The organism is Mesorhizobium sp. M0139 (genome assembly GCF_040322455.1).
Lineage (GTDB): Bacteria > Pseudomonadota > Alphaproteobacteria > Rhizobiales > Rhizobiaceae > Mesorhizobium.
In genome coordinates, this window is record NZ_JAMYTN010000028.1 from 35,817 (window position 1) to 44,218 (window position 8,402).

At 56.4% G+C, this 8,402-nt stretch carries 6 protein-coding genes and 4 pseudogenes; 9 read left to right on the forward strand and 1 reads right to left on the reverse strand.

Translation table 11 applies throughout. From position 1 onward, the window contains the following. The first annotated feature begins 177 nt into the window (after positions 1 to 177). The 8 genes and pseudogenes from NKJ58_RS29710 (at position 178) to NKJ58_RS29745 (ending at position 6,728) form a co-directional block, all read left to right on the forward strand. Positions 178 to 1,344: a TlpA disulfide reductase family protein gene (locus tag NKJ58_RS29710; RefSeq protein WP_352854581.1), complete on the forward strand. Its 1,167-nt coding sequence runs from the start codon at positions 178 to 180 to the stop codon at positions 1,342 to 1,344. A 334-nt stretch (positions 1,345 to 1,678) separates the two neighbouring features. Then, positions 1,679 to 2,094 (forward strand): annotated as a pseudogene (locus tag NKJ58_RS29715) (DUF269 domain-containing protein); the annotation flags it as partial. A gap of 69 nt (positions 2,095 to 2,163) precedes the next feature. Next, positions 2,164 to 2,365 (forward strand): annotated as a pseudogene (locus NKJ58_RS29720) (CCE_0567 family metalloprotein). Then, positions 2,362 to 2,679 carry a ferredoxin III, nif-specific gene (fdxB, locus tag NKJ58_RS29725; protein WP_023672812.1) on the forward strand — a complete coding sequence of 106 codons (318 nt, stop codon included), beginning with the start codon at positions 2,362 to 2,364 and terminating at the stop codon, positions 2,677 to 2,679. Before NKJ58_RS29720 ends, fdxB begins: the two are co-directional and overlap by 4 nt. 41 nt (positions 2,680 to 2,720) lie before the next feature. After that, positions 2,721 to 3,032, forward strand: coding sequence for an exopolysaccharide production repressor protein (locus NKJ58_RS29730; protein WP_352854589.1), 312 nt, complete (start codon positions 2,721 to 2,723; stop codon positions 3,030 to 3,032). Positions 3,033 to 3,366: 334 nt separating this feature from the next. Continuing rightward, positions 3,367 to 3,727, forward strand: a pseudogene (locus NKJ58_RS29735) (pyridoxal-phosphate dependent enzyme); the annotation flags it as partial. 909 nt (positions 3,728 to 4,636) lie between these two features. Beyond that, on the forward strand, positions 4,637 to 5,896 hold the full coding sequence (gene ectB, locus NKJ58_RS29740; protein ID WP_352854582.1) for a diaminobutyrate--2-oxoglutarate transaminase: 1,260 nt from the start codon (positions 4,637 to 4,639) through the stop codon (positions 5,894 to 5,896). After that, entirely contained in the window at positions 5,886 to 6,728 is an 843-nt protein-coding gene (locus tag NKJ58_RS29745; protein ID WP_352854583.1) for a 2OG-Fe(II)-dependent halogenase WelO5 family protein, read from the forward strand. The genes ectB and NKJ58_RS29745 overlap by 11 nt, the downstream gene beginning before the upstream one ends. Before the next feature lie 543 nt (positions 6,729 to 7,271). On the opposite strand, the gene NKJ58_RS29750 is transcribed toward NKJ58_RS29745, so the two are convergent. Continuing rightward, on the reverse strand, positions 7,272 to 7,505 hold the full coding sequence (locus tag NKJ58_RS29750) for a helix-turn-helix transcriptional regulator (RefSeq protein ID WP_352854584.1): 234 nt from the start codon (positions 7,503 to 7,505) through the stop codon (positions 7,272 to 7,274). A 608-nt stretch (positions 7,506 to 8,113) separates the two neighbouring features. Between NKJ58_RS29750 and NKJ58_RS29755 the strand changes: the two are divergent. Next, positions 8,114 to 8,402 (forward strand): annotated as a pseudogene (locus tag NKJ58_RS29755) (helix-turn-helix domain-containing protein); the annotation flags it as partial.

The window sequence follows — 8,402 nt, forward strand, 5'->3', positions numbered from 1 at the left end:
GCGCGTGGCACGGCCTTTGCGAATTGAGATTCAGCAACACTGAGTGAAGGCTGACTGCACGCAGATGCGCGAGACGAGCGATGGTCTCTCTTCCTTACCTCGTGCCCCGTGTCAAAGGGGGAACAAGCTTGCGCATAAGGCCACGCAACCTTTGGCAACAGCTTTGGAGGGCAAGATATGTTGCGGATGGGGTCTCCGGCTCCTTCGATCAAAGTGGAGGACTGGCTGCGTGGCGAGCCCCTTGCGGACTTCCAGCCCGGCAAAATTTATATCGCCCGGTTTTGGGCAACTTGGTGCGAACTATGTGCGGCGGAGATTCTCGAGCTGATGCAGCTACAGGAGAGATACAAGGACAGCGGACTTGAGGTCGTCGGGATCGCGGCTGATGAAGACGCTCCAACGGCCGTCGAGGCCCGGACCAAGTTGGACGCGTGGTTGGCCGAAAAGTGCCCGGATCTGAATCATCGGATTGGGTTCGACTACACAGGCGAAATGAAGAAGCTTTGGAGGGAACCCAGTTTTTGCGTCGGGATTCCGAGCTCGTTCGTAGTCGACCGAGACGGCTGCATCGCCTTTATCGGCCATACGAGCCAACTCGGTGAGGTTTTGCCGAAAGTGCTCAACGGCAGCTGGCGTACCAGCAAGAAAGCGAAAGCCGCCGATCATGAGCGGATCGCCACAAGCGAACCCCTGGCGCGCGAACAAGCGTTGGAGAAGCCGATCGATGACAGGTTCTGGGCGGCGGTGAAGTTGGAAGATTGGAAGACGGCGCTCTGGGCGATCGAAGAGGGCATTGCCTTCATGCCGGACGACCTCAATTTCCGCTTGGCCCATGCACATCTGTTGCTTCACAAAATACAAGACATGTGGACCGGCTTGCCCGTGATGCGCCAGTTGGTTCGCGACGCGATCGACAAAAACTCCGAGGATTGGATGGTTTCGGCGCTAGACCAACTTTTCCATCCGGCCAATGACCATTCGCGCCTTCCCCCTGCTGAGCGCTTCGCGATGGGCAAGGAGCTGTCCGAACACATCCTGGCGCTGAATCCCCCGCAAGGCGACAGTCCCAAGTTCCGATCTTATCCCGCGGCCGCCCGGTACTATCACGAGAACGGCAACAATGATCGCGCGATCGAGTTGGTCGAACTGGCACTGACGTCGCTGGACGGTCCGGAGCCTATCCCGGCCGAATTGAAAGAGCAGCATCTGCCGGATTTGCTGCAGGCCCTCGCCAAGTACAGGCGTGCGAAGGCTTGTTGCGGCGCTCTCTTTGCCGCTGCGCAAAACAGTTTCCCGAAGGTGCCAAAGCGCGGTCGGCCAAGAAAGAAAGATAAAAAAGGGTAATTGGTCGAAAGGGCTTACTGGCCACTGCGTCCATTTCCCTCGCGTGACCGCAGCAAGGAGGGTCCATGCAGCACTTGGTCGATCGTTTGCAGCAGGATCGAGGCTCGAATCTTCATGGCCTCCGGCCGCATTGCGGCGGAAGTGATGTTCGACGCGAATTCGCGTGGAAGACTTCGCAGCCGAGGACGTGTTCAAGGTCGGCCAAAGGGACGTCAATTGCGTGGAATCAGCGGCGCCGAGCCGGGCGTCGGCTGTGCAAGTGTGCCCGAAGTAGGCGCGCCAGAAAAAAGACATCGTGCTTCGAGGAAGAGGACTGAAATGAGCAAAAGGCGAAATGTCTGATGCCGCGGTCAGCCTAGCTGTCAACGAGGACGAGGCGGCCCTTGCCACCCCGTTCGTCAAATGCCTGGTGCGGATGATCCGTGCTCAGGAGTCCTACTGCTTATGGGAAGGCAAATCTGACGCCACGCTGCTGGCCGACTTCATCATCACCAGAAAAGCGCCAAGCGATCCGTGGCATGGGCTACCCCGATCCGGACCTGCTGTGGAGGCTCGATTTGTTTTACACCGCCGTCGGGCTTGCCATTGCGGAGCGTCTCCGCCCGGTGACATCGCCAATCGTGGAGATGAAACCGTAAGGACTTCGGGCCGTCCTTTTCATGGTCGGGCAACTCGTCTTTCTGTCCAGACGTCCATGGGTTCGGCTTCGAGACGTTCAGGAAGATCGAGGAGGCCGGTACGAAACTGGTTCGACTTCAGCCATCGAAGCCTAGCCCGACGTGGCACGGGCGTGAAGAAACCGATTTCGAGCAAGAGTTTATGTCAAAGCTAGACGAGATGGGGAAGAAAGTCCGAAGGCTTCAGCTGCGCGCGGCAGTTGCCAAGATGCAATTGCGACCTTGCAGAGGATCTCCCGGGAAAATGGACTGAGATAGAGGAAGTTGCTCAGGAAAAGTCGGCGGTTTTTTCCGAGTTGGATGGTGCCAAAAGAGCCCTCGCTGCAATGAAGAAGTTACGATGACGAACACATTTATCACCCGCGACGGCTCCGGATGGGTGCCGGAATATCTCACCGCTATAGACGGCACGACCTGCATCGGCTGCGGCCGCTGTTTCAAAGTCTGCTCTCGCGAGGTCATGCATCTTTACGGCGTCGATGACGCGGGTGAAATCCTCGGCGCCTGCGACGGCGAAGACGACGATTTCGATGGCGAGCTCAATCGCATGATCATGGTCGTCGATCATGCCGGCCGCTGCATTGGCTGCGGGGCATGCGCCCGCGTCTGCCCGAAGAACTGCCAGACCCATGTTGCGGCCGATCAGGTCGCAGCGTGATCTGAGGAGACAAAACCAGGAGAACGGCGTTGACCTTTAGAATGTTTTGTCGAGTCCTGGGGGTGGTGCTGTGCAGCACCGCACTGACTGTCTACTTCGCATCTCATTCGATCGGCACAGTAGTCGTCACAACCCTGGCTTGTTCCCTGCTCCTTCAGCTGGCGTATTTCGCAAGCGTGCTCTTTCTGATCTGGCGGTCTGGCTGCGATAGCCGAATTAGCCGAAGGGCTGAGCATTTCGGCAGTTGCAAGGAAGTTGGATCCGAGCCGCCAGACCTTGATGAGGTGACGAATGAGTCCGCAGATTTGCTCCAGCGCGATCAAATGCTCGCCATATCGCTGCTGCTGCCTTGAGGCCCATTGACAAGGTCAGTGCTCAAGATAGCGCAGACTTTGGACCCCATCAACATTGAGCAGATATTAGAAGGAATACTGTGCTTGAGAAGTCCATGGTGACCGCAATCCGGTCATTCTGGTTAATCCAGGAGAGGCAGTTCGTGAATGCCATATTGGTAGCCGGTCGCAGTATGCCGGCGTGCGGTTGCGACTCCCAATGACGAACGAGGCGCTGGAAATAGTAATGGGACACTTTTGGGCGTCGGATAACACAGACGACGCAAAATCAAAGACGCCTCTAAAATCACTCGTGCATGGCTAATCAGCTCCATCGCGTGTTGCCGGAGAGAAAATGCTGCAAAAGTTCGAACGCTATCGCTCACCTTTGGGCCCACGCCTTCGAGAAGCTCGACCGCCTCTCCAAGCATCTGGGGGGCAGGGTGGAAATCTACGCTAAGCGCGAGGACTGCAACTCCGGTCTCGCATTTGGCGGAAACAAGCTCCGCAAGCTCGAATACATCATCCCCGACGAGATCGTGTTAAATGCGGACACGCTTGTCTCCATCGGCGGCGTGCAGTCCAACCACACGCGGATGGTCGCCGCGGTCGCCGCCAAGATCGGCATGAAATGTCTCCTGGGTCAGGAGAGCGGGGTACCCCATGAGGACACCGTCTACGACCGGTTCGGCAACATTCTCTTGAGCCGGATCATGGTGCATGAATGGGACGGATGGCTTTCTGCTTTGTAGGATGTGCGAATATGCCCATCCAAAGGCGTTCGCATGCTGACTGGAGGTCGGCAAACCGCCTGAAAGCGCGAGCGAATCTCGATCCTCCTGAGACTGCATAAGGCGGGCATCATGTGGAACAGGTCGACGAGTCTGGTCGCCTATTCTCGCGCGGCTCCGACCGATCCGTGGGCGCATCTCTCAGCACAAAGTTGTCTGGTAAACTCTTGTTGGCCTAAATGGGGGGAGAACCGGCTTAGTCTGGTCCTACAAACAGACTGTAATATCCTCCGCCGTTGGCCTTTCGGGAGCCTGATCCTCATTTAGGCATAATTGGTCGAGACGCTTCATAAGCCGTCCGAAAGCGGCCCCGACATCGAAGAACGCCGATCATCGCCGCTACGCCGCTCGTGTTGCGGCCGAAGCGGCCTGCAACACCTTAGCATGCTGCTGCAGCATGGCAGAAGCGCCCGTCACACATGAGCCGGTGCTAGCGCTGAGCTTGATAGGATTGGCAGGGCGTCTCGCCGGGTACAAGAGGTGCGTCAACTACCAAATGCCGTAGTATCGACGCCTCCCCAAAAACTCTAGAACGGAGCTCGACCAACGCTTAGACGAGAGATATCGCCGTGCAGAGCAACGTGACTACGGTAGAGGAGGTTTCGAAGTGCGTCAGTGCAGCAGTTGAGCTGCCGAAGTCCGGTCTCCCTTTTGTCACGGACGTTTTTGAGGAGCGTTTCGGCATTCCTCAACATATTCATGGGAAGTCACGACCGCCCAAAGTTCCGCCCGGACCGTTCCGATCTTCAAGTGAAGCTGAAAACAACCGCAACAAACCAAGCGCATTTAATCACTTGCTCGTTGACGCGACGCGACACGCAGAGGGACCCTGAAATGAACACTGAGATTTTTACGGCTCATGAGTCCAACGTTCGTCGGTACGGGCGGTCGTTTCCTACAGTCTTTACGAAGGCCCTTGGGGCGACAATCTGGGACGAGGCCGGTAACCCTTATATCGATTTCCTTGTAGGGTCCGGCGCACTCAACTACGGACACAACCATCCAGACATTATTGCGCCAGCAATCGAATATATGGTTGGCGAGAACATTCTCCTATCCCTAGACATGTATACAGCGGCGAAGCGTGACTTCATTGAAGCGTTTGTGGATTCGATCCTGAAGCCCAGGGGGCTTTCTCACAAGATACAATTTCCTGGGCCGACCGGCACAAACGCTAACGAAGCAGCGCTGGCACTGGCGCGAAAATATACCGGCGCCTCAAGCGTCATGGCCTTCACAAACGCATTCCATGGTATGTCGCTCGGCTCTCTGGCGGTCTCGGGTTCGGCGTCGACCAGGGAATTAGGCGGCGTTGCTCGTCACGATGTGATCCGCGTCCCTTATGACGGATATCCGAACCAAGATTTCGATTCCCCGAGTTACATAGACTCCTTATTGGGCGACCCAGGAAGCGGGATAGAAAAGCCCGCGGCAATTATTCTGGAGACCATTCAGGCAGAAGGCGGCATGAACGCCGCATCAGCAGCTTGGCTAACGGAAATTCAGCGCATTTGCCGCAAACACGGCGTTGTATTGATCGTCGACGATATTCAGGCTGGTGCGGGCCGAACGGGCGACTTCTTCTCATTCGAGTTCGCGGGCATTGATCCCGATATCATATGCCTTTCAAAGTCCCTAAGCGGATCAGGCAGCCCGTTCTCCATCGTTCTGATTCGCCCCGACTTGGACATTTGGAATCCCGGAGAACATAGCGGGACCTTCAGAGGCAACAATCTCGCCTTCGTGACTGCAGGGGCGATGTGCAAAATGTGGTCCGACACGCAGTTCACTGCAGGCGTTGAGCGGACAGCCGCCAAACTCCAAAGACACCTGGACAGGCTCGTTGCGAAATTTCCCACGTGCATCGAACAAAAGCGCGGCCGTGGTCTGATGGCCGGTCTCAAATGCCGTTCACAGGCCGTTGTCGGCCGTGTGCACGATGTCGCATTCGAAAATGGCCTGCTGATCGAATCTTCAGGACCAAATCGCGACGTCATCAAAGTCCTCCCACCGATAACCATCACCGATGACGAACTCGATCATGGCATCGCCATCCTTGATCACGCACTAAAGGAGCAAGTCAATGAAGGCTAATCAAGCATCCCAAGCCGCAGCCACCTCGCCTGTTGCGATCAGAGAACGAACCGGCTCGATCAGCACTGCGGACATCATCTCAGTCCTGAAAGGTGAGATCACCGCTCTGCACGTCAAGCAAGCTTTCAGCACCGAAATTGCCGAGGAGATCACCGCGAACTTCAGTGGCAGTCCCGGTCTCAAGGAGCGTAAGGATGGCGTCCCCGGACAATATGTCGGCGCATCCCACTACAGGAAGGATGCAGCCACCTATTTCGCAGAGTCAGAAACTGCGCGACCCTACGTCGATGCCCTTTTCGGCAATTTGGTTGATCCGGTCCGAGCACTGTTCGACGCGTTGAAGCGCGAGCTTCACAAACAGGGCATTGAATTGCGGCTGGCCCGTTCGGAGCACGGTCAGGCTAATGTTTGTCGCGCTCTCAGTTGGTCTGGCAGCGGCACATTCTCCTTGGACCCCCACGACGACGTCGCTCAAGTGTTATGTGCTGGGAACGATTACGAGCTTCCTGCGGTGGCGCACAACACCGTCGCAGCACTCAACTTCTATCCCAGCATGCCCGAGGAAGGTGGCAATCTGCGGCTCTGGAGCCACAAGCCGAGAGTCATCGACCGAAAGTCTCAACGTGTGGAGACTACGGGCTATCCCTATTCGGCAGCCTATCTCGAGGGCGTTCCTTGTCGCGACTTCCAGCTCAGGGCGGGGGATATCGGCCTGATCGATGGCGGTTTCGTTCACGGGGTCACGGGTCAACCAGGCAACGGAAAGCGTCGCCTAGTGCTGAACAGCTTTTTCGGGTTTGCGCGGCCGGATCTAGTTCTCTGGTGGACCTGAAGTTGGATGTCGCAGCGACAGACCGGCTTCCGCCGACAGGTGTCACATCGGTCGCAACGCGAGGGGGAGGCCCCTCTAGTCACAGCCGCCCTCGGGCTGATCCAGACCGACACTATCATGAAGCCCTTGGCGTTTCAGGTGCTGCCGGTCTCCGACACGATTACCAATTACCTGTCCGCGTTACCCGGCGCTCCACTGTTCCCGGTGCCGAGCCGAACACGCATCGCGAGGTGATGTTAAGCAAGGCACAAGCAACGCGAGAGGTGATCTAGCCAACGTATACTTCTTCCTACATCGATCGGGCGTTTACCTGCGTCAGTGTGCAGTGCACCGCGGCTCGCCTTGGACCGTTTCCGAAAATGGACCGAAGCTTAGTGCTCCCACCGCTCCGACAGATCCAGGTTCAAGAAAACTCCTGGCACAACGGACGTTAAAACCGCCGAATCGCAGGAGTGCCTTTCTCCGCAACAAAAGCATCGTGACTTAGGCATGACATTCTTTGCGCGGCATGACATTCTTTGTGCGAGATTTTTGGTCGATTTTTCACAATTCGATAATTCCAAATTGTAGCGCTTTTATGGCTGCTGTTATTCTGCTACCAGTGTCCGTCTTTTTCATAACGTTTTTTATGTGGAAGTTAACAGTATTTACAGATATGCCTATAATCTGCCCTATTTCCCACGACGACTTCCCTTTCGCCGTCCATAGGATGCACTCCTTTTCTCTTGGAGAAAGGGGAGGTATCTCCTCGATGCCGCTAATCCGCCGGTGTTCCATAGTCTCTGCTCCACAGCCATTTGCACAGGAGGGTGTCACTGGCCCACAAGCTGCCGGCTTTGAAGGTACGGCTCTGCGCGCCGTCCTCGTCAGGCTGGCATCGTCAAAGCTCTACCACATCGTTGCTGTTATTAGTGTTATTTAACTTGAATTTATGCTTCGCTATCGTTATGAAAGCGCAACATAGAAATAACCTTAGTTTCTAAAAAGTTGGCGCAATCTCTCGAAAGATCTCGGCGACCCGGTTGAGATGTGCCCAGCTCCCGCTCCGCCCGCCGATCCGATGATGACGGGTATCTCGCGGGGAGATCCCGCGTTTCACGGAGCTTTTCCATCAAAGCAAACGTCAGTTCCTGGGTAGTATGGCCCCTGGTCGCTTGAACCGGCGTCCACGGCGATCACGTATAGGTTCCGTCGGAGACCTTCTTGGAACTGACCTGCCACTGAACTTTCATCAGTGGCGATTAGAGCCTCGACCGTTTCTGTTACGCCGTATGGCGCGGTTGGAGCAACCGGCGGAGACGCGAAGCCCTCATGTCGGCCGAATTGAGAAACTGACCCCCTGACGAAATGAAGAACTGACCCCTCGGTTATGAGAGGAGGCATGGATGACGGTTGAGATTTCGGCGATTCCTGCATTGTCGAGAACGATGCGGGGGGAGGAGCTGCTTCAGCCTGAAGAAGTTCAGCGATGCTGCGGCTGCATGAGCTTGGCTGGGGAGCGAAGCGACTTGCGAAGGAATTCGGATGCGCGCGCAACACGGTGCGTCGGTATCTGCGCGAGGGCGGGACTTTTCCGTTCCGCAAGCCTGTGCGGCGGACCGCGTTTGACGGGCTGGACGATTGGCTGCGGGAGCGCTTCTTCCGCCATGGCGGCAACGCCGATGTGGTGCGCCA

What these genes read in the sequence shown, in the direction of transcription:
- NKJ58_RS29710 (WP_352854581.1), top strand. Translation starts at nt 178, where the DNA reads ATGTTGCGGATGGGGTCTCCGGCTCCTTCGATCAAAGTGGAGGACTGG.
- fdxB (WP_023672812.1), top strand. Translation starts at nt 2,362, where the DNA reads ATGACGAACACATTTATCACCCGCGACGGCTCCGGATGGGTGCCGGAA.
- NKJ58_RS29730 (WP_352854589.1), top strand. Translation starts at nt 2,721, where the DNA reads ATGTTTTGTCGAGTCCTGGGGGTGGTGCTGTGCAGCACCGCACTGACT.
- ectB (WP_352854582.1), top strand. Translation starts at nt 4,637, where the DNA reads ATGAACACTGAGATTTTTACGGCTCATGAGTCCAACGTTCGTCGGTAC.
- NKJ58_RS29745 (WP_352854583.1), top strand. Translation starts at nt 5,886, where the DNA reads ATGAAGGCTAATCAAGCATCCCAAGCCGCAGCCACCTCGCCTGTTGCG.
- NKJ58_RS29750 (WP_352854584.1), bottom strand. Translation starts at nt 7,505, where the DNA reads ATGGAACACCGGCGGATTAGCGGCATCGAGGAGATACCTCCCCTTTCT.